Annotated in this window: 14 protein-coding genes; 8 read left to right on the top strand and 6 right to left on the bottom strand. The window is 41.3% G+C overall.

Annotated features, from left to right (window positions below; all coding sequences use genetic code 11):
- Positions 1-58: 58 nt before the first annotated feature.
- Both ACYVFA_RS17440 and ACYVFA_RS17445 read right to left on the bottom strand, forming a co-directional pair.
- Positions 59-1,180, bottom strand: a complete 1,122-nt coding sequence (locus ACYVFA_RS17440; RefSeq protein WP_460473137.1) for a DmpA family aminopeptidase — start codon at positions 1,178-1,180, stop codon at positions 59-61.
- 37 nt (positions 1,181-1,217) lie between these two features.
- Positions 1,218-2,540, bottom strand: coding sequence for a hypothetical protein (locus ACYVFA_RS17445; protein WP_460473138.1), 1,323 nt, complete (start codon positions 2,538-2,540; stop codon positions 1,218-1,220).
- A 143-nt stretch (positions 2,541-2,683) separates the two neighbouring features.
- On the opposite strand from ACYVFA_RS17445, the gene ACYVFA_RS17450 reads away from it, so the two are divergent.
- From ACYVFA_RS17450 to ACYVFA_RS17460, 3 genes are all read left to right on the top strand, one after another.
- Complete coding sequence (locus ACYVFA_RS17450; protein WP_460473139.1) at positions 2,684-3,211, top strand: DUF2911 domain-containing protein; 528 nt, start codon at positions 2,684-2,686, stop codon at positions 3,209-3,211.
- A 389-nt stretch (positions 3,212-3,600) separates the two neighbouring features.
- On the top strand, positions 3,601-9,156 hold the full coding sequence (locus tag ACYVFA_RS17455; RefSeq protein WP_460473140.1) for an ELWxxDGT repeat protein: 5,556 nt from the start codon (positions 3,601-3,603) through the stop codon (positions 9,154-9,156).
- Between the two features lie 176 nt (positions 9,157-9,332).
- Positions 9,333-10,532 carry a hypothetical protein gene (locus tag ACYVFA_RS17460; RefSeq protein WP_460473141.1) on the top strand — a complete coding sequence of 400 codons (1,200 nt, stop codon included), beginning with the start codon at positions 9,333-9,335 and terminating at the stop codon, positions 10,530-10,532.
- 266 nt (positions 10,533-10,798) lie between these two features.
- Here the strand turns inward: ACYVFA_RS17460 and mtgA are convergent, their stop codons facing one another.
- Both mtgA and ACYVFA_RS17470 read right to left on the bottom strand, forming a co-directional pair.
- Positions 10,799-11,581: a biosynthetic peptidoglycan transglycosylase gene (mtgA, locus tag ACYVFA_RS17465; protein WP_460473142.1), complete on the bottom strand. Its 783-nt coding sequence runs from the start codon at positions 11,579-11,581 to the stop codon at positions 10,799-10,801.
- A 58-nt stretch (positions 11,582-11,639) separates the two neighbouring features.
- Positions 11,640-12,524, bottom strand: a complete 885-nt coding sequence (locus ACYVFA_RS17470; protein ID WP_460473143.1) for a PhzF family phenazine biosynthesis protein — start codon at positions 12,522-12,524, stop codon at positions 11,640-11,642.
- Positions 12,525-12,741: 217 nt separating this feature from the next.
- On the opposite strand from ACYVFA_RS17470, the gene ACYVFA_RS17475 reads away from it, so the two are divergent.
- The 3 genes from ACYVFA_RS17475 (at position 12,742) to ACYVFA_RS17485 (ending at position 16,925) form a co-directional block, all read left to right on the top strand.
- A complete protein-coding gene (locus tag ACYVFA_RS17475) occupies positions 12,742-13,857 on the top strand; it encodes a DUF2911 domain-containing protein (RefSeq protein WP_460473144.1) in 1,116 nt (371 codons plus the stop codon).
- Positions 13,858-14,144: 287 nt separating this feature from the next.
- Entirely contained in the window at positions 14,145-16,031 is a 1,887-nt protein-coding gene (locus ACYVFA_RS17480; RefSeq protein ID WP_460473145.1) for a M61 metallopeptidase family protein, read from the top strand.
- A gap of 189 nt (positions 16,032-16,220) precedes the next feature.
- On the top strand, positions 16,221-16,925 hold the full coding sequence (locus tag ACYVFA_RS17485; RefSeq protein WP_460473146.1) for a hypothetical protein: 705 nt from the start codon (positions 16,221-16,223) through the stop codon (positions 16,923-16,925).
- A 136-nt stretch (positions 16,926-17,061) separates the two neighbouring features.
- On the opposite strand, the gene hisC is transcribed toward ACYVFA_RS17485, so the two are convergent.
- Together hisC and ACYVFA_RS17495 are read right to left on the bottom strand one after the other, a co-directional pair.
- The gene (gene hisC / locus ACYVFA_RS17490; RefSeq protein ID WP_460473147.1) at positions 17,062-18,108 is read right to left on the bottom strand and encodes a pyridoxal phosphate-dependent aminotransferase; all 1,047 of its coding nucleotides are present in this window, start codon (positions 18,106-18,108) and stop codon (positions 17,062-17,064) included.
- Between the two features lie 210 nt (positions 18,109-18,318).
- Complete coding sequence (locus tag ACYVFA_RS17495) at positions 18,319-19,086, bottom strand: 3-hydroxyacyl-CoA dehydrogenase (protein WP_460473547.1); 768 nt, start codon at positions 19,084-19,086, stop codon at positions 18,319-18,321.
- A gap of 160 nt (positions 19,087-19,246) precedes the next feature.
- Between ACYVFA_RS17495 and hemF the strand changes: the two genes are divergently transcribed.
- Positions 19,247-20,143: an oxygen-dependent coproporphyrinogen-III oxidase gene (gene hemF, locus ACYVFA_RS17500; protein WP_460473148.1), complete on the top strand. Its 897-nt coding sequence runs from the start codon at positions 19,247-19,249 to the stop codon at positions 20,141-20,143.
- A gap of 125 nt (positions 20,144-20,268) precedes the next feature.
- Positions 20,269-21,666 carry a chloride channel protein gene (locus ACYVFA_RS17505; RefSeq protein ID WP_460473149.1) on the top strand — a complete coding sequence of 466 codons (1,398 nt, stop codon included), beginning with the start codon at positions 20,269-20,271 and terminating at the stop codon, positions 21,664-21,666.
- Positions 21,667-21,835: the final 169 nt, after the last annotated feature.

Here is a 21,835-nt window from a genome sequence, read left to right on the forward strand (position 1 = left end):
CAAGTGTGTCACGCCCGCGCGGGCGTGACACACTAGATGATTTACTTCACTTGATGGCTTATTTGAGCTTATTATACTTCTTACTCAACTCTAATACCTTATCTACAGGCAAAGCCTGAATTACGCCATTGGCCCCTTTAGTAGTCTGGGCGGCGAACATTGAATTGATAATGGCTTCTTCGGTAGCTTCAATAACAGCTAAGAATAGGGGGGAAACATCATCGTTACGAAGCTCTGTTACTTCATAAAATTTGGTTGGATTGCTATGTGGCACACGCAACTGTTTTGCCGTTGAAAACGCAATCACATAATCACCACTACCATTAGAGGCTATCCCACCTGTTTTTGCTAAGCCGAAAATGGCTCTTTTGGCTAATCTTTCTAAGTTGCGGGAGGTTAAAGGGGCATCAGTAGCCACTACTATCATGCACGAGCCATCGGCAGGATCATTCAATTGATCGTTCAGGAAATACTGTTTGAGTTCTTCACCTACCGGAACACCATTTACCTGTAATACTCCTCCGAAATTGGTTTGCACAATCACCCCAACTGTATACCCGCCTGATTTGGAGGGTAGTACTCTCGATGCCGTTCCGATGCCACCTTTCCAGGCAAAACAGATAGTACCCGTTCCTGCGCCTACATTGCCTTCTTCTACTTTACCCGGAACGGCTATTTCTATGGCTCTCAATACATCTTCTTTCTTTACGTGTCTGCCCGTAATATCATTCAGATAGCTATCATTGGTTTCACCCACAACCGGATTCACTGAACGGACTTTCTCATTACCTTTTTGCGCTAATGTATAATCAATCACGGCGTCAGCAGCGGTGGGCACTGAAAGCGTATTGGTGAGAATAATAGGTGTTTCGATATTGCCTAATTCCTGCACCTGACTGATGCCTGCCAATTTGCCAAAACCATTGGCAATAAAAATAGCCGCAGGTACTTTTTCCTGAAACAGATTGCCCTCGTGCGGAATAATAGCAGTAACACCCGTACGGATTTTCTCTCCCTCAATCAGGCTCATTTGCCCCACTTTTACCCCTCCAACATCTGTAATGGCATTGTTTTGTCCGGTTTTCATGACACCAATCTTAATGCCTAATTCACGTGGACGTTTATTTTGTGCATGTGCCATAATGCTGAGAAATGTGAGGAAACAAAGGAGAAATTTCATGTGTGTTTTTATTGATGAATTTGATTGTTAGTTGTTTCTATCTCGAAAATGTATCCTCATAAACCACTTTCCCATCTCCCTTCGATAATTTCACATCATCCACAAAGCCAGACCCCTGAAAACGGTAGGTAATGCCCATAATTTTGCTGACAGGGCTCTTATATGGGAGTTCGTAGGCTAATTTACCATCGACAAATATCTTTACCTGTCCATTCACTGATTCACAGCGGACTTTTACGAAATCCTTGAAATCATTGCCAAATGCCGATAAATCATGTTCTTTACCTGAGATATTCCGGTCGATAAAAAAGAGATTGTTATCAGAAATGCACCCTTTGGCTGAAAGCCGAATCATGATTGCAGTGCCTTCACAACGCAAACCTATTTCGGTGAACTGACAAACAGAAGCTCCTTCACGGAAGGTATTTTTAATGGAGGTTTCAAAGATAAAATTATCGGTGCGTATATCTCCGAAATCTTTCAGATTGGCGTATTCTACCGTAGGAGCAGCCGGTTTCAGCGGAATATTCTGTGCCTGAATGGTTTCTACTGATAAGCCTAGTTTTCCATCTTTAATCGCATCTTCCTGATTGAAATAGACCGGAATGGGGTTTTGGTCAATCAGAGGTAACCAACCATCGGTCTGAATAAACAAATTATGTTCTTTTACTACCTGATTGCCTATCACCAGTTTTGCCAGAAATGAACCCGGGCGATAGTAAACAGAGGTATATTGATGCTGATCTTTTGCTACTTTTGTTCGTCTGGAAGGATCCCAGTCCTGCTGAATATAAACAGAGTCATTAGATGCTTTGGTGGCGTCATAATCAAAGATAACCGAATTGGGAACACCTACTGAAACTACCTTTTTACTACTGAATGAGAAATCAGCAGGGTTAATCTGCACAGGCACTTCTTGTTTTTGAGAAAGAAAATACCAACTCACCGCACCTAAAACCAATAGAATCGGCAGGATATAAGAGAATAAGTAAGGCCGCTTAGCCGTTTGTGTTGGTTCTGCATTAGGTACTTCATCATTTGCAGGAATAACAGGCTCTTCAACTTCGGTATGTCCATTTTTAGGGAAATGATTCTGACGGAAAGTCCGCCAATGCTCAAAGCCAATAAATTGGGCAAGAGTATTTAAGGTTGTGACCGTTGGAGCAGAATCATACTTTACTTTTCCCCAGATTCTTTTCAAGGTTGTGGGGCTAAGGGTAATAGCCGTTGCTTCAAAAATACGTTGAGAAAGGTCTTCAAAATCCTGATTTGTCCATTTCTCACTGTTTCCCCAGCCTAATTTCTCTTCAATCAGTTTTTTGCAATGCGCCAATAATATTTCTTCCGATTCTATAATCACTTGGTAACTAATGAGTTATAACGATGAATAAATTTGCATGAACTTGGAAAGGTCATGACTAAACTTGACCAGAACGTTTGGCTTAGCTTTGCTTCATCGATTCGATAAAATTAAATTTTAATCTAAAAACGTCTAACAAAGCTATGCAAAAGAACACAAAAAAAACGGGTCTGCTGGCGATTTTTTTCGCCTTAACAATCATTTCATTAAGCGTTTCGGCACAGGATGATAAAGCGAAACGTCCATCGCCTCCGGCTACTGCTACTGGTGAGATTAATGGCAAAAAAGTAACGGTTAATTACGGGCAACCATCCGTAAAAGGCCGGGAAGTTTGGGGCAAATTAGTGCCTTATGGCGAAGTATGGCGCGCAGGTGCCAACGAGGCAACCACCATAGAGTTTTCGAAAGATGTAACCATAGAAGGCAAAGCACTGCCGGCCGGTAAATATGGTTTCTTTACGATTCCGAATACCAACGAGTGGACGATTATTTTCAACAAAGTGCCGAACCAATGGGGAGCATTCAAGTATGATGCTTCGCAGGATGCCCTTCGTGTAACAGTTAAGCCTAAGAAATCGAAGACATTTAACGAAAAACTAGGATATGCCGTTAATAAAAATTCGGTGAGTCTGGCCTGGGAAAATGCAGAAGTAGCGTTTGCTGTAAAATAACGTTTCATGAAAAAGCTATTCATGCTATTATCATAAAATTCATCATAGGTCTGATAAATACCTGCCGCTGGCGGGTATTTATTTTAACTCTTGACAGTGCGATGCACCGCCCTAAAGAGGGACCAATTTTGGTACTTATTTATTTTATTCCTCTTCTCGATTGATTTATTCCCTTGTTGCGGCCTTCGACCGCGCCACTTCCACAGCCAAGGAAAATCACAGATACCCCAAGCTCCCTGCTCTACACCCAAAAACACCCTTTTGGGCATGGACAAAATATGGACAATTGGGTTTTGACGCACGTATAGTATTGGCGTTACCTGATTAAGGTGTATAATTTTACCATCGCAAGTAAAGTGTCTCCCTCTAAAATTATACATTAAGCGCTGATGAAACAGATTTTTACTCTTAAACATTGCCTCCTTTTTAGTTTATTTTTCTGCCTTGTAAGGCAAGGTTCGGCACAGTTGCCTTATATGGTAAAAGACCTGGATCGTGGTGGTTTCTCTTCACCCAATAATCTTACTGGTGTAAACGGAATTTTGTTCTTTACAGCGTATGATGTAGATTATGTACATGGCGAAGAGTTATGGAGAAGTGATGGTACGGCCGCAGGAACCTATATGGTAAAAGATATTAATCCGGGCGGATCAAGTTCTGATATAACGGAGTTGGTAAATGTAAACGGAACGCTGTATTTCGCAGCTAGGGATGCCAGCAATATTACCAGATTATGGAAAAGTGATGGTACTGAATCAGGCACAGTTATGGTAAGTACAGATGTTTCATCGGTCGGGTTTTTAACCCATGTGAATGGAACTGTCTACTTTGTAGGTAGTTCCTCTGGTTATGGTTCTGAATTATGGAAAAGTGATGGTACAAGTGCTGGTACTGAACTGGTGAAAGATATTAACCCTGGATCAGGAAGCCCTTTTATCTTCTACCTAACCAATGTAAATGGTGCATTATATTTCAGAACGGCTTATAATAGTACGCAGTCAATATGGAAAAGTGATGGTACAGAGCAAGGGACTGTATTAGTAAAGCAATTTAACACCCCCTACGCTGACATAGGTAATCTGACTAATGTAAATGGCACTTTGTTTCTTACAATAGATGACCAGGTACACGGAAGAGAATTATGGAAAAGTGATGGTACAGAGTCGGGAACAGTCATGGTGAAAGATATTAATCCCGGTGCAGAATGGGCGAACGTAGGAAATTTGGTGGTGATGGGAAATCTATTATATTTTTCAGCTTATAATAATACCTATGGACAGGAAATGTGGCAGAGTGATGGCACAGAAGAAGGCACAAAGCTGGTAAAAGATATTAATCAGAGTGAGGATCTGCCTTCTTATATACAACTGTTTTTAAATAGTAATGGTACTTTGTATTTTACTATAGATGATGGAGTTAATGGCAGAGAGTTTTGGAAAAGTGATGGAACATCAGAAGGAACTGTGTTAGTAAAAGATATTAATCCAGGAAGTTTGGGTTCCTCGATCAGTAATTTTGTGAATGTAAACGGAACATTTTATTTTACGGCCAACAGTGGTTCATACATACCTGAAATATGGAAAAGTGATGGCACAGCAGAAGGAACAGTGATGGTAAAAAGAATACCCACGGGTTCTGATTACCAGCAGATCGATTATATGACCAATGTAGACGGAAAGGTATATTTTATAGCAAGCACTACAATAGATAACGCCTCTTATAACCCGACAGTATGGAGCTTGGGTACCTGTACGCCTGCCAATACTTTTATCAATACAAACGAGAAAACCATACCGTTTAATAGTCAGGTGCAGGGTTCATCCAATACTACCTGTTATTGTAATGTCTTTAACGAGTTAATCACAACCGTTGAGGCAACTGGTGAGGCACCTGTCAGCGGTAATATTGCTGTCAGAGAATGGCCTTATGAGCCGGTTAATAGTTATTATGTGCCACGTCAATATCAACTTTATCCTGAAAATAATCCTGATGATGCTACGGCTAAAGTAACTTTCTATTATACCCAGGGTGATTTTGATGTATACAATGCATACCCTATAAGTGCACTCAAACTACCAGTTGACAGTAGCGATAGAGTGGGTATTAGCAGTATACTAATTGAGAAACGTGGAGGGACGAGTTTCAACGATTCAGGCTGGCCGACTACTTATTCCGGTAGCCTGACTGAGATTAATCCTGAAGATACCGATATTATCTGGAATAGTGCCGCCAGGCGATGGGAAGTCAGTTTCGAAACCACAGGCATGGGTGGGTATATTTTAAAAAGCATGACATTGACCGAACCTACGACTGTGTCAGTAAGTAATGCCGCTATTTGCAGTAATGAGACAGTTTCGCTATCAGCCACCTGTGCCCAGGGAACTTTAAACTGGTATACAAGTGCTTCGGGTGGTAGTAGTATCGGTACAAGCTCACCTTTGATTCTTTCTCCTACTGTCACTACCACTTATTATGCCGCTTGTGAATATGGCCTGAATAGCACCAATAGAGTGGCTACCGAAGAAGTAGTCGTTACGACTATGCCCACAATTCCGGAAAGCGTAATGGTAGACAATGCTAATATTTGCAGCGGGTATAGTGTTTATTTAACAGCCACCTGCCCTATCGGAACAGTTGTCTGGTATAATGCAGCTACCGGCGGAGATTACATTGGTACAGGAAACAATGTAGCTCCGACTCCGACTTCAAACACTACTTATTATGCTGCCTGTGAAAATGGTCATTGCAAGAGTGAAAGAGTAGCTACCAGTGAAGTAATCATCACTGAACAAGCACTCAAACCAACCGGCGTTGCCGTAGATAAAACAGCTATTTGCAGTGGTACAAGTATTAACTTAACAGGCAACTGTGCCGTAGGAACTCTTACCTGGTATGATCAGGAATATGATGGTACAACCATTGGTACCGGCAATAATCTGAGCCTGACACCAGAGTATAGTTATACTTATTATGCCGCCTGTGAAAATGGCATTTGTATAAGCCAGAGAATTGCTACCGGTTATGTATATGTGACTACACAGCCTACCATTCCAACTAATGTGTCAATGAGCGAAACGGCTATTTGTAGTGGTACTTCTGTTAGTTTATCTGCTTTTTGCGAGGTTGGTGACCCAATATGGTATACACAGGCTACAGGTGGCACAAGCATTAATTCAGACTATCCATTCAGCCAGACTCCATTGTCTACCACCACTTATTATGTGGCTTGTGAAAATGGTTCTTGTGTTAGCGATAGAATAAACGCAGGTGAGGTGGTAGTAACTACTCAACCGACCAATCCAACCGGAGTTGCAGTTGATAAGACAGCTATTTGCAGTGGTACAAGTATTACCCTGACAGCAACCTGTGCCATTGGTACGCTTACCTGGTATAATGATTCAATTGCCGATACAAGCATCGGAACGGGCAGTGGGCTGAGTCTTACACCAACAGATACATACACCTATTATGCTGTATGTATCAATGGCGATTGTAAGAGCGAAATGGTCAATACCGATATGGTTACTGTTACTACTCAACCAACTAATCCGATTAATGTGGCATCTTATAACGCTGCTGTTTGTAGTGGCGAACCGGCTAACTTGTCAGCCGACTGTGCTGTTGGAGAAGTAGTATGGTATAACTCGGCCACAGCCACCACTGCTTTAGGTACAGGAGAATACTTTGACCCTATTCCTGCATCAAATACAACCTATTATGTAGCCTGTGAAAATGGCAGTTGCAAAAGCGAAAGAATAGCCACGGAAGAAGTAATTGTAAGACCAACCCCTGCTAAACCTCATGACCTTGATCAGGGATCCACAACCATATGTACTGGTGGAGCTGGTCTTTTTCTGACGGGGTTCTGCACCAGTGGAACTATAAAATGGTATGCGTCTGCCACTGCTACTACTGCTGCAGCCACAGGGTCATATACGCTTTTGTTTCCGACTGAAAACACTACTTATTATGCTGCCTGCGAAACAGATTTCTGCCAAAGCGAAAGAGTAGCGATGACACCCGTAGTAGTTTATACCACACCTGTAAATCCTACGGGGTTATCTGTCAGTAAAACAGCCATCTGTATTGGAGATAGTGTTACTTTATCGGCTACTTGCTCTGTAGGAGAGGTAAAATGGATAAGAGCCTATACAGCCGGAGGAGTGGAACAATATGATCTTGTGCCTACGCATGCACCTACCGAAAATAGTGTTTATTATGCTTATTGCATGAATGGAACGTGTTTTAGTGATTATTTACCTACCGCTCAGGTAGTAGTAAGTGAGCAACCAAGTAACCCGACTGATTTGTTTCAGGGCGGCACACAGCTTTGTGATAATACAGGTGTTTATTTAAATGCTTCGTGCGCTACAGGGACCATTACCTGGTATAACTCAGCAACCGGAGGAACGGCCATAGGAACGGGAGAGTTTTTTATTGCTCGACCAACCACAACGACGACCTACTATGTTGCCTGTGAGAATGGCAATTGCAAAAGCGCAAGAGTGGCTTTGAATGAGATAGTGGTTTATCAGCAACCAGTCAATCCAACAGGAGTTTCTGTAAGCAAAACAGCTATTTGTAACGGTGAAACTATTACTTTATCAGGCTCATGTTTAATCGGAACCTTACACTGGTATAAAACCAGTATGGACCCCGATACGGCTTTTACCTATAAGCCAAAGGTAAACACGGTTTATCATGCTACTTGCGGGAATGTGCAATGCTTTAGTGAAAGCGTGGCAACGGCTGAGGTAGTAGTAACTCAACAGCCGACTAATCCAACCAATGTATCAGTCAGTAGTACAGAAATCTGTAAAGACGAAGAAATTACCTTAACAGCTACTTGTCCGATAGGTACGATTACCTGGTACAATTCTGCTACCGGCACAACCAGTATCGGAACGGGTAATAATTTCAAACATAGTCCAACGGTCGCTACAAAGTATTATGCAGCCTGTATCAATGGTATTTGTAATAGTGGAAGAGTCGTAACAGATGAGGTTATTGTAAAGGTTAAACCTGTCGCTCCTGTTATTGCCGGTAGAAATGCGATTTGTGCGGGCGAGGCGGTCATATTATCAGCAACTGCATTGGCTAACGACCCGTCTTCTACCTTTAGCTGGTCTACTGGTTCTACCAATATATCAATAACTGAGTCTCCAACAACTACCACTAATTATAGAGCAGTGGCCAATTTTAATGGTTGTAATAGCGACTCATCAGCCATATTTACTGTTACTGTAAACAGAGTACCAGCCCAGCCAGCCATCACTGCCGATAATGCAACTATCTGTAAAGGAAACACAGTGATACTTACAGGTCAATGCCCAAGTGCAACCGATAGTTTTTATTGGAGCAATGCCACTGTAACCAATGGAGATACTCCTGTGGGATATTATAAAAGCACCAGACAAATAACCGAACCGGGTACTTATAAAGGCTGGTGCGAGTCTAATACCGGTTGTAAAGGCGCTGAGAAAAGCATTACGATTACCGCAGGAACCAACTGCGGCGGCAAAAATTTCATTACTATTACCCCTGCTAAACCAATCGTTTGTCCTGGCTCATCAGTTACACTGACTGCCGCTGGCTGTACCGGAACGGTCAGCTGGCTAGGAGGCGTAAGTACCCTAACCGGAACATCTATTACGATAAGTCCTACTGTCAATAGTACTTATTTTGTACAATGTAGTGCGGGTGGTTCTGCTACAGTTGATATAACAGTGGTGAGTTCTGCGGTAGTGATGAGTACCCATATTACAACGGGCACAGAGCAAGTAAAAGCAGTTAACAGCATAGAATCTGATAAGAAAGTGGGTAACCCTAATTTTAGTCCTGCACCTGTGGTGACTTTCGAAGCAGGTAAGTCAATCCTATTAAAACCGGGCTTCGTAGCTGATTCTAAAAGTGTATTTACGGCGCAGATAAAGGGGTGTAATTAAATAGCATGGGGCTTGGGGCAGAGGGCATGGGGATAAAATGTGCTGAGGGCAAAGGGCATAGGGTAAAGAAAAGAAGTTTTTTACTACCCCATGCTCCAAGCCCTCTGCCCTTTGCGAAAAAGTTTTTGTGGCATTCAGTTTTCTTCTTTACTTTGCTTTTTTAATGAAAACACGCTATGAAGAAAACATATTTATTAGTTATCTGTGTCTTATTAACTCAATTTACTTTCGCTCAGGGCATTGTCTGGGAAACAGATATTGAAACGGCTTTCAAAAAAGCCAAAGCGGCTAATAAACTGGTTTTTGTAGAGTGTTATCTGCCTACTTGTCCGGTTTGTATGAGTTTTGAACCTGTGATGAAATCGGCGAAGGTTGGTGAGTTTTTTAATAATAATTTTATTAACTATAAACTGAACGGAGAAAAAGCAGATCAGGTAAAATTTCTGAACTCAAAGGGAATCAATCTCCCTAATTTTCCTATGTTTCTATTCTTCCAGCCAGACTCTACACTTGTGCACCAGGCAGAAGGGGGAGAACCAAAAGATGACGGAGTAATTAATATAGGAAGAACGGCCCTTGACCCTGAAAAAAGAGCATCAAGCTATAAAAAGCGTTACGAAGCCGGAGAAAGAGACCTGAATTTCTTAATCAACTATGCTTATTATAGTAGGGTTGTGAGAGATACAACCACTAATTTAGCTGTTGCCAAAACAGTGTTTGAGGTTTTCCCAAAAGAAGACTTGAACAGTCCTATTAGTTGGGCGGTTACTAAAAAGGTCGTAGAAGATATTGATAATGGTTTTGCGCTATATTGGTTTGACCATCTGGCGGAGGCCAAAAACTTTGAAGCTGCCGGAGGACACCCGGGTGGAGAACAGAACATCTTCGGCGTAATTATCCAGAGTTCTTTGTATAGCCTGAGAGGACAGTCCTACTCTTCTGCCAAAATCAATAAAATTAAAGAGTATATGACCAAAGTAGGCTTCGGGCAATATGCCGAAGGAGCTACGTGGCAATTTGAAGCCAAGGCGCTGGTTCGCGAAGGACAAACCGGAAAAGCAATGGTTGTGATAGATAATTTTGCTAAGAAACTAGCCACCAATGGCGCCGCCCAGACCTTTATTGCTTCTTATGTGCTGGATATCACTACCGATAAAACCTACGTTCCACAAGCCGAAAAGTATTTAGCCTTAGCAAAGCCTTTATTAAAAGATAACGGCCAACTAACAGAATACTATTACCAATCTGCCCGCGCGAAACAGAGAAAAGGAGATTTAGTAAATGCTAAAAAAGAATTAGTCGAAGCGAAAAAATATGCCGCTTTGGGTAAAGTTGATATGAAGAAGATTAATGACTTGGAGGCAACATTAAAATAATGTGCCGAAATTCATTTGTTTCGTGGAGAAGACATGATTAAGCCAGATTTGACTAAAGCCAATAGGGATGTTTTTTCTTGTTACCCCATTTAAAAATGGGGCTATTGAATCAATTGCCTCCAGCTTTAGCTGGAGACTACTAAATTGCTAGAGTCTATTTTGGCTTTAGCCAAAACTAACCACGTATCTGCGCTTATTTGCGAAAAATTTTAATGAATTCTTACTTCTTGAATCCTAATCAAGATTCATCTACAAACACAATTCCATCAAAACCTCCGCAACCCACTCAGATACGCCGGGCCACCTAATGCCCTCATCTGGCGGGCAATTTGCCCTGTGCGTCGCACCACATAAGGCCCTGGCTTGGAGATAGACCATTTTCTGGGATTAGGTAGTACAGAGGCTATGCGGGCAGCCTGATCACGTGTCAGGTCTTCGGCGGGTTTTTTGAAATATCGCTTTGAGGCTTCTTCTACGCCAAAGGTCATATCACCCATTTCGGCTACATTCAGGTATACTTCCAGAATCCTTTGTTTACCCCATATCAATTCTATCAGCGCAGTAAAATAGACCTCAATGGCTTTTCTGATATAGCTACGGGTTTGCCACAAAAACACATTTTTGGCTACCTGCTGAGAAATCGTGCTGGCCCCCCGTATCTTCTTACCTTTCATATTCCGGTTAAAGGCATTATTCATCGATTTAAAATCGAATCCCCAGTGTTCAGGAAAAAGTTGATCTTCGGCGGCTACAACAGCCAACGGCGCTTCTTTTGATATTTTATCGTAAGAAGTCCAGTCATAATAAATCTCGCTGTCTTTTCCGTCGGCAATAGCTTCAATCTTTCTGGTAAGCATGGTGGCTGTAAAAGGCACAGGTACAAATTTGAACAGGATAACGGCTCCAATACTTGAAGTAAAGAAAAATATAATAAGCCTGATAAGCGTTCGCTTAAGCCTGACCCACACAGAGGCTAATCTCGACTTGGATGGCGCAGGCGCTGGTTTGGCAGGTATGGGTGTTTTGCTTCTGAATGTATTTTTAGCCATTGATCAGGTTAAATTGTTAAGAGTGTTTAGGCAATGCAAAAATCGTAAAATTTTGTGTTTACACAAACCATTTACCTTGCGCAACCATTTGTACCTTGCCACCCACCTGTAATCGATAATTACCTTCCTGATTCAATTCTCCTTTGATACTGATTAAAGACGGGCGTTTCATTTCATAACCCTGCTCTACCAGTTTATGAATCATCGGCATTTCGTATTTGAGCAGATACGCCAATAAACAGGAATTGGCGCTACCCGTAGCTGCATCTTCCACAATCTTATCGTTTTCCATACAAAACATACGGGCGTGCAGATGATTGGCATGGGCATGGGTTTCATCAGTAAAAACAAAGAAAGCCGCCGTCAGTCCATCCGGCGCATTAGTTTTATAGAGTTTATTTTCTGTCAGCCATTCTTTTACGGCCACATCTTCCAGTTTGAGTTCCTGAACGGCTCTCAGTGTTTTCAGCGGGATGATAATATAGGGTAATCCGGTTGATACCCATTGTATCGGGGTGGTTTCGTCTATATCTTCCGGTTTGATCCCTAATAATGGCGCTATTTCAGAAGTAAAAGTCTCACCAAAAGCCGGATTACTGATTTCTAGCCAGAGGTTTTCATTTTCTACTTTTACAGGCACTTTGCCTACTTTCAGATTCAGCGATATTTCTGTGTCTGAATCCTTCATCAACACGAAAGCTGTTCCTAAGGTCGGGTGTCCGGCAAAAGGTACTTCATATTCGGGCGTAAAGATTTTAACATCATAAGCCCCGTCCACTTCTTTATCAGAAAGAATAAAGGTTGATTCCTGGAAAGCAATTTCACGGGCAATCCGGAGCATCTGTTCGTCAGTTAAATCCTGTGCATTGTGAAAAACGGCTAGCTGATTGCCTTGATATTTTTGCTCGGCAAATACATCAACAATTGAAAAATCTAATACCATGACTGCATTGTTTAAGATTCGCAAAAATAGAATTTTTCTATGGGAATTAGGTTTTTGAGGAGTATTTGGAAGGTAGAAAAGGTGTATAATCTGATTAACGACGAAATATCCCCAAAAATGGGTGATAGCAAGCGTATTTTTTTTTAGTTATTTGCCATGCTTCTCAAAAGCCTCATCAGGATTTATCACTATTATTTAATCAACATTCTCTAAAATTATGAAAAAGACTCTTTTACTCATTATTACCTTGTTCGCGGCAAGTCTGATGACCTTTGCCCAAGGAGACCTCACATCTGCCCCTGACGGTGGAAACAAAAAAGCATCAGTATCAGAACAAATCGGAATCACAGACGTAACGATTAATTATGGCCGTCCGGGTGTGAAAGGTCGTGAGGGCAAAATCTGGGGTACACCCGTAGCGCATTATGGCCTGGTTGATTTAGGATTCGGTACCAGCAAAGCGGCTCCCTGGCGGGCAGGTGCTAACGAAAACACCACCATCAGTTTCTCAAACGACGTAAAAATAGAAGGCAAAGACCTGGCGGCAGGTACTTATGGCTTCCATATTATTCTGGGTGAAGCTGATAATACGCTGATTTTCTCAAAAGCCAATAATTCATGGGGAAGTTTTTATTATGACCCTGCGCAGGATGCCCTACGCGTAAACGTAAAAAGCCAACCTTTAGATAAAAGTGTTGAATGGCTGAAATATGAGTTTATGAATCAGACAGATAACTCGGCTACAATTGCGCTGCTCTGGGAAAAACGCATGATACCTTTTAAAATAGAAGTAGATGAGCATAAAATTCAGTTAGCCTCTTTCCGAAACGAATTGCATACCAAGCCTGGCTTTAAATGGCAGTCTTTTGTGCAGGCGGCTAACTACTGTTTACAGAATAATATAGAATTGGAACAGGCATTGGCGTGGGCTGATGAAGCCATTAATGCGCGTTTTGTAGGGCAAAAGAATTTTCAGACACTCAGCACAAAGGCAGCGGTATTAGCCAAACTAAACCGAATGGCAGAAGCTAAAACATTAATGGACGAAGCCGTTCCAATGGGCAATATGATTGAATTGCACCAGTATGGTCGTCGCCTTTTGGGTATGAAACAACCACAGGAAGCCCTGAAAGTTTTCAAGACCAATTATGATAAAAATCCAAATCAATTTACAACCAATGTTGGTTTAGGTAGAGGATACTCGGCTAATGGTGATTATAAAAAAGCCCTTGAACACCTGAAAGTAGCCCTGACCCAAGCCCCTGATGATTTGAATAAAAACAGTGTAGAGGCCATGGTAAAAAAACTGGAAGACGGGAAAGATGTTAATTGATGTTAAAATGGAAAATAACACCTTTTTGAACACACAGAGAATAGAATTCGCTGTCTAAAATAACAAAGGTCTTTTTGCATATATAAGCCGACTTAAGTCGGCTTTGACAACTAAAATTAATCCTTTGTTGGCTTAGACGGCGAATTTTATTCGCTGTCGTTATCGACGAAGAAAGTGTTTTGGTGTCCTTTGTTCCGCGGTCTATTTCGTAGTCTCATACGAATTGGTAACTTTGCACGTTTTTATGACCTAAGTGAGTTTTATTTTTAACAAACTAATATTTATCTATGAAAAAAATAGCGTATATGCTTCTGACTATGGCCGTGATGTCGGCTTGTACCAGAAAAGCATCTGTGAGTAGTAGCTCGTCCACACAAACACAAAAAGATAACCTCTATCAATTCTCTGTTGATTTAACCAAAGTTGAAAACGATAAACTGGAGGTTACACTTATAGCTCCGAAAATCAATTCAGACCAGATTACTTATTTCCTGCCTAAAATCGTACCGGGTACTTATGCCAATTATGATTTCGGCCGTTTCGTATCAGACTTCAAAGCCTATAATGCCAAAGGAGAGGCATTGCCGGTAGATAAAGCAGATGTAAATAGCTGGACTATCAGAAATGCGCAAAGCCTGAGCAAAATCACTTATAAAGTAGATGATACCTGGGATTCGCCGGAGATTAAAGGAGAGAAAATTTTCGAGCCAGCCGGAAGTGATATTGATGCCAACAAGAAATATGCAGTCAATACTTTCTGTTTCTTTGGTTATTTCGATGGTATGAAAAAAGTACCTTATCAGGTATCTTTCACCAAGCCAACGGGTTTCTACGGAGCTACCTCTATGACATTTGCGTCTACCTCTGCTACCAAAGATGTATTCGAAGCTGCCAATTACATGGATTTGTCTGATGCGCCAATTCTTTATACACAACCTGATACAACCGTTCTGAAAATCGGTGGTGCTGATATTCTGGTATCTGTATTCTCGCCAAACAAAGAAGCTAATTCGAAAGAAATTGCTGCTAATATCAATTCTTTATTGAATGCACAAAAAGAATATTTAGGTGGTAAACTACCGATTCAGAAATATGCTTTCCTGATTGTATTGTCAGATAATCCTAATCTGATGAGCTATGGCGCTTTAGAACACTCTTATTCATCGTTCTACTATCTGCCAGAGGGTACTTCTAAAGAATTGTCACAAACCGTAAAAGATGTGGCTTCACATGAGTTCTTCCATATCGTTACGCCTTTGAGCATTCACTCCGAAGAAATCGGTGATTTTGATTACAATACACCAAAGATGTCGAAACACTTGTGGATGTATGAAGGAGCTACCGAATATGCTGCCGGACATATGCAGATTAAGTATGGTTTGATCGAAATGCCGCAATACCTGGATATGTTGCGCCAGAAAATGACAACCATGAAAATGATGAACGATAAAGTGCCATTTACTGAAATGAGTAAAGAAGTATTGGACAAATACAAAAACCAATACATGAATGTATATAATAAAGGCGCTTTGATTGCTTTGTGTCTGGATATTAAACTACGCCAGCTATCAGATGGTAAATATGGTACACAAACGTTGATGCGTGATTTGGCCAAAACTTATGGTAAAACGCAATCATTCAAAGATGATGAATTATTCGATAAAATCACTTCTTTGACTTATCCGGAAATCCGTCAGTTCTTTGCGAAATACGTAGAAGGCCCAGAGCCATTGCCATTGACAGAAACACTGCAACTGGTAGGTATTGAATATTTGCCGGAAGCTACTATCAAGAAAATCAGCCTTGGAGGTATCAGCTTAGGATTCAACGCACAAACCAAACGTATCAAAATTGGTAACGTAAGCAAAATCAATGATTTTGGTAAGAAAATGGGCTATCAATTGAACGACGAAATCGTGTCTTTGAACGGACAGCCATTTGATATTCAGAAAGCACAACACTTGTTGGATGAATATAACAACAATACCAAAGAGGGAGATATAGTAACGATGGAAGTTGCCCGTAAAAACAGCGATGGTAAAGAGGAAATCGTTAAATTATCATCTCCGGCTATGGTAGTGGATGTAACCGAGAAAAACGTGCTGAAACTGGTTGATAACCCGACTCCGGCACAATTAAAATTAAGAAAAGACTGGTTGAGCACTGAAAAATAATCCGGGCGTTCCAACCTTTTTATCAAATAGTCAGTCAAGGGTGTAAAAGCGATTTTTACACCCTTGTTTGTTTATAGGAGAATCTGACCGAAAGTTTGGATTATCAAAAGAACTTCATAGGAGTGTAAAATTAAAATCGTCAGATGCCGTTAATCATTTTTGTATTTTGCCTTTACACCCCCGGAAATTGTGAGTAAAAGTTTTAAGAAAAGCCTTTTGTATTCCCTGATAGGAATCACTGCTGTAGCCTGTACCAACACCTTGCCAGCACCCGTTGCCTACGAGGCAATCAACGAACAACAAGCCGCCAGAGGAGGAGCGAATAAGCCCTCTGTCAAACCAACGCCTGATAATGAAGATATACTGGTAGTTCAGCCAGATACACTAACGACCGAGGTAATGAAAAATTCACCAGTAATGATTGGTGATTCAGGCGTGCATATCTTCAATTTTAATGCGATTACTCCACCAGATATTAATTTTGATTTCCCTTCGCATAGTATCGTTATGATGCCTGTTACTTATGTCGGTGTCGATAAGGGGGTAGCCAATAGTTTCTGTGAGTACTGGCTTTACACCAAATCGGGCGAACTAGTTTGCTATTGCAAAAATACCGTGAGCGGCCTGCATCCGGTTTATGGAAATAGCTTCAACGCCAATAACCACTTGCCAGAATTTACCAGAAAAATTGGTTATGGCGAGTATCGATTGGTGTATAAGAATATCTCGAAAGTGCCCGTAAAACAGGATTTGATTTTTGGCTTAATTGCCAACAACGGAAAAGACCAGATTGACACCAAAGTATTAAGCGGAGAAACCAAAGAATATTGGATTAGTATCTATCCTTCTACCAGTGAGTTTAAGCTGAATAATAATAATAAGGAGCCTATGTGAGATGGGGACAAATTATAATGACGAATATGTATCCCGTAGAGACGATATATTAATATACCGTCTCTACGGGACTCAGCTCTTAAACCTTTCTTATTTTCTACCGATATATCATCCCTACGGGATACCTCTCTATGGACTAGAATGCTTTCAACGCCTCCACCAATGTAGTATTCTCAGCATCAGTACCAATAGAAATACGGATACAACCTTCGCACAATTGCACGCTTGAACGGTCTCTAGTAATGATTTTTTTATCAATCAGGTATTTGAAAACGGCTTTGGCGTCTTCAAATTTAACTAATAGTTGATTAGAATCTGTTGGGTAAATATGCTTCACAACTGCTAAATCTTCCAGAAGCGTAACGAGATTGGCACGGGCTTTCAGAATCTCCTGCACATAGTTATTTTTCTTCTCTTCATTATCCAATGCCTCCAGAATCAAAGCCTGCGTAACAGCATTAAGATTATAAGGATATTTGATTTTATTCAGAATCCTGATTAATTCTTCTGAGGCAAAGGCCATCCCGAAACGGAGTGCAGCTAAGCCCCAGGCTTTAGAGAAGGTCTGTAAAACCACCAGATTCGGATAAGTATCTAATAACTTAGTGAAAGATTCTGCCTCTGTAAAATCAATATAGGCTTCATCAACAATGACCAGACCTGTTTTGAAATTGTCGAGAATCTCAATGACCGACTCGCGTTTGGCTAAATTTCCTGACGGATTGTTAGGTGAACATATCCATATCAATTTAGTATGCGCATTCACAGCGGCCAAAACATCTGCAACGCGTATCTGAAAATCAGGTGTGAGCGATACCTGTACCACAGGTGTATTCTGAATATCAGCACAAACCTTATACATACCATAGGTAGGCGGCATCGTGATGATATTGTCTTCTTTGGGCTCGCAGGTAGCTCGGATCAATAAGTCAATGGCTTCGTCAGAACCATTTCCCAGAAAAATCTGACTGGGGCGAACGCCTTTAATTACAGCCAGTTTTTCCTTGATTTCTGCCTGATAAGGGTCTGGATAACGGTTATAATTACCTGAGATAACCGCTCCGAAAGGATTTTCGTTGGCATCCAGAAAAATACCCTCTTTTCCGGTATACTCGTCACGTGCCGAAGCATAAGGCGTTAATGTCAGGATATGAGGACGAATAATATTTTGTAATGAGAACATATATATTGAGTGATTGAGCGAATGAGTGATTATGTCTTGAACTTTGATTTACCTGATTATTTTGATTTATATGATTCAAAATGATTAAGTTGTTTAATTTATGATAATAAAAACAATTAATTAAACGAAATCAGTGTAATCATTGAATCAGGTAAATCAAAGTTCAAGACTAATCACTAAATCACTCATTCACTAAATCACTAAATTTCCCTACTTCGGTGCCATGCGAATTGCGCCATCCAAACGGATTACTTCGCCATTCAGCATAACATTTTCGACAATGCTTTGGGCTAACTGGGCATATTCATCAGGGCGACCTAAACGTGGTGGGAATGGTACTTGCTGACCTAAAGATTGCTGTGCTTCTTCTGGTAATGAGGCCATTAACGGCGTTTTAAAAATACCCGGTGCTATGGTCATTACTCTGATCCCATTTCTGGATAAATCGCGGGCAATTGGCAGGGTCATGGCTACAATACCACCTTTAGATGCAGAATAAGCCGCTTGCCCGATTTGTCCGTCGTAGGCCGCTACTGAGGCTGTATTAATGATAACGCCTCTTTCTCCTTCTTCGTTCGGTGTGTTGTTCGACATCTCGAAAGCCGCCAGGCGAATCATATTAAAAGAGCCTACCAGATTGATATTGATAATCTTTTGAAAATGAGCCAGTGAATGTGGGCCTTCTTTGCCTACTGTGCGGGCAGGTGGTGCAATTCCGGCACAATTTACCAGAATATGAATTGCCTGAAATCTGGCTATTGCCTGACTCATCACGGTTTGTGCATCCTGTTCGGAGGAAACATCGCATTTGACGAACTCGGCTACAGAGCCTAATTCTTCAGCCAGAGCCTTACCTTTCTCCTCATTCAAATCTACAATAACGGCATTGGCTCCTGCTTTTACGAATCTTCTGACTACGGCTTCTCCTAATCCTGATGCGCCTCCGGTTACTATAGCGGTTTGTCCTTTTAATTGCATATAAGTATATTGAGTGAATGAGCGATTGAGTGATTGTGTGATTAGCATTCATACTAATGTACCAATCGTTTCCAACCCCACTTAATTACATAAAAAAGAAAATTATTATTGCTGACTCTTTATTGTCGCTAAATTTGTCACAAAATTTGAAAAGAATCTTATGTTATCCAAAGAAAATATTGCCGAATACTTCAAGACTCTCCAGAATAATATCTGTCAGGCCATAGAAAATACAGATGGCAAAGGAAAATTCCGTGAAGACCTATGGCAACACCATAGCGGCGGCGGCGGCCGGACACGTGTCATAACAGATGGAAACATCATTGCCAAAGGGGGGGTAAACTTCTCGGCGGTTTCGGGTGAAGTATCAGATGCCCTGCAAAAGCAATTAAATCTCACCGAAAAGTCGGATTATTTTGCTACCGGAGTATCAATTGTACAGCATCCTGTGAGCCCGATGGTGCCGATTATCCACATGAACGTACGTTATTTTGAATTATCTAATGGCACTTGCTGGTTTGGTGGAGGCATTGATTTAACGCCTCATTATGTGGTAGAAGAAGATGCCCGTTGGTTTCATCAGCAATTAAAAGCGGCTTGTGATACCCAATCGACAGAGTATTATCCGAAATATAAAGAATGGGCAGATAATTACTTCTTTATTCCGCATAGAAACGAAACCCGTGGTGTAGGTGGCATATTTTTCGATTATCTGAAACCAAAAGACGAGACCCCCAAAGAAGAGATTTTTGCCTTTGTGCAATCGGTAGGCGAAAGCTTTGCACCAATTTATACGCATCTGATGGCGAAGAACAGCGCATTGCCATATGGCGAACGTGAAACCAATTGGCAAATGCTCCGTCGCGGTCGCTATGTCGAGTTTAATCTAGCCTGGGACAGAGGTACCAAATTCGGTTTAGAGACCAACGGTCGCACAGAATCGATTTTAATGAGTTTACCCCCAGTTGCTAATTGGGTATATGATTATCAACCAGAAGCAGGGAGCGAAGAGGAAAAGACTTTGGGTTTATTGCAAAAAGGAATTGATTGGGTGTAGAACAGCAAAGCCCACCGTGTCACGGCTAGTACTCGTCCGAAAATGAGCGTGTCGCGCATAGCATTGGAATAATCAGTCGATTTAAAAGTAACTGATTCAACTTAGCCTAAAACAATTTTATAGCGATGAAATATAAGTTTATCAGGAAAAATCTGAACACCATCAGATGGGTAAAACGTATAATTGAACCAATCAAAGCATATCTGAAAAACAGGTTTGATTCTATCAATAATGCTAAACTTAAGCAAAATCTGCTCAATGCCATACCTTTTTGGTTGGGTGCTTTGATAACAGGCGTAGTGGCTGTAATCTATGCCAAACTATTCCTGATAGCCGAAGAAGGTACCCTCTACCTTTTTCATCTGAACAAATGGCTGTTTTTTGCGGTCACTCCCTTGTGTTTCATAGTTTCGTGGTGGCTGGTTAATAAATATGCTCCTTATTCGAGAGGAAGCGGGATACCACAGGTAAGTGCTGCGATTGAACTGGCTAACCCAAAGAAGTATTATCTGGTTGATCAATTGTTAAGTATCAGGGTGTTATTAATCAAGATTATTTCAAGTCTGATAATGGTTTTCGGTGGGGGAGTAGTTGGTAGAGAAGGCCCGACGATTCAGATAGCTGGCTCAATCTTCAAGAAGATTAACGACTGGCTACCTGAATGGTACCCGAAAGTATCAAAGAAAAATATGCTTATTACAGGAGCTGCCTCTGGCCTGGCTGCGGCTTTTAATACGCCTTTAGGTGGAATTGTCTTTGCAATTGAAGAATTAACCAAAACACATTTCAGCTATTTTAAATCAGCTTTATTGACCGGCGTAATCATTGCCGGACTTACGGCTTTGAATATCCTGGGCCCTTATCTCTATCTCGGTTATCCGAAAGTAAACCATCTTTCGTGGTGGATTATCTTTCCTGTGATTATCTCGGCCATCATTTCAGGTTATCTTGGCTGTACCATGACGCGCATTATTTTATATGTGCTGAAGAAAAAAAGTGTTTTGCAGACCAATACCAAAAAAATCATCTATTGTATAGTGGCAGGTTTATTAGTAGCAGCACTAGGGATTTTGATTAATGAAGAGGCTTTTGGTACAGGTAAAGAACTGATGCAAACGGCACTATTAACCGAAAATAAGTATGTAGAATGGTATATGCCGCTTTTAAGATTCTTCGGCCCGATTATCTCATTTACAAATGGCGGGGCAGGTGGAGTTTTTGCACCTGCCTTAAGTGCCGGAGCCAGTATCGGTTCTGCTGTTGCTGAGTGGTTTAGCTTAATAGACTCAAATGCCAATCTGATTATTTTATGCGGAATGGTGAGTTTCCTGACGGGTGTTACCCGCAGTCCGTTTACCTCTGCTATTCTGGTATTAGAAATGACTACCGCCGAAAGCATTATATTCTACCTCATGATAGCAGGCTTGATGGCTAATTTAGTTTCAGCATTGGTCAGTAAACATTCTTTCTACGACCAGATGAAAGACCAGTATTTAAAGGAGCTTGAAAGCGAAACAAAATAGCCTACCGTGCCACGGCTAGTACTCGTCCGAATAAGGCCCGGACGCCGCCGCGGGTGGCACGGTTAGCCTGAGATATTTAAACCTTAATGATTATCAATTTTAAGTCTAGGTTAGGTCCTTAATAAATTTAGAAAGTTCTCTAAGTGCCTAAGCGTGACACGGCCGTTTG

Source organism: Emticicia fontis (genome assembly GCF_054779675.1).

Bases quoted from the DNA above. Each gene is read 5' to 3' on its own strand.
- ACYVFA_RS17440 (WP_460473137.1), bottom strand. From the start codon at position 1,180: ATGAAATTTCTCCTTTGTTTCCTCACATTTCTCAGCATTATGGCACAT.
- ACYVFA_RS17450 (WP_460473139.1), top strand. From the start codon at position 2,684: ATGCAAAAGAACACAAAAAAAACGGGTCTGCTGGCGATTTTTTTCGCC.
- ACYVFA_RS17455 (WP_460473140.1), top strand. From the start codon at position 3,601: ATGAAACAGATTTTTACTCTTAAACATTGCCTCCTTTTTAGTTTATTT.
- ACYVFA_RS17460 (WP_460473141.1), top strand. From the start codon at position 9,333: ATGAAGAAAACATATTTATTAGTTATCTGTGTCTTATTAACTCAATTT.
- mtgA (WP_460473142.1), bottom strand. From the start codon at position 11,581: ATGGCTAAAAATACATTCAGAAGCAAAACACCCATACCTGCCAAACCA.
- ACYVFA_RS17470 (WP_460473143.1), bottom strand. From the start codon at position 12,524: ATGGTATTAGATTTTTCAATTGTTGATGTATTTGCCGAGCAAAAATAT.
- ACYVFA_RS17475 (WP_460473144.1), top strand. From the start codon at position 12,742: ATGAAAAAGACTCTTTTACTCATTATTACCTTGTTCGCGGCAAGTCTG.
- ACYVFA_RS17480 (WP_460473145.1), top strand. From the start codon at position 14,145: ATGAAAAAAATAGCGTATATGCTTCTGACTATGGCCGTGATGTCGGCT.
- hisC (WP_460473147.1), bottom strand. From the start codon at position 18,108: ATGTTCTCATTACAAAATATTATTCGTCCTCATATCCTGACATTAACG.
- ACYVFA_RS17495 (WP_460473547.1), bottom strand. From the start codon at position 19,086: ATGCAATTAAAAGGACAAACCGCTATAGTAACCGGAGGCGCATCAGGA.
- hemF (WP_460473148.1), top strand. From the start codon at position 19,247: ATGTTATCCAAAGAAAATATTGCCGAATACTTCAAGACTCTCCAGAAT.
- ACYVFA_RS17505 (WP_460473149.1), top strand. From the start codon at position 20,269: ATGAAATATAAGTTTATCAGGAAAAATCTGAACACCATCAGATGGGTA.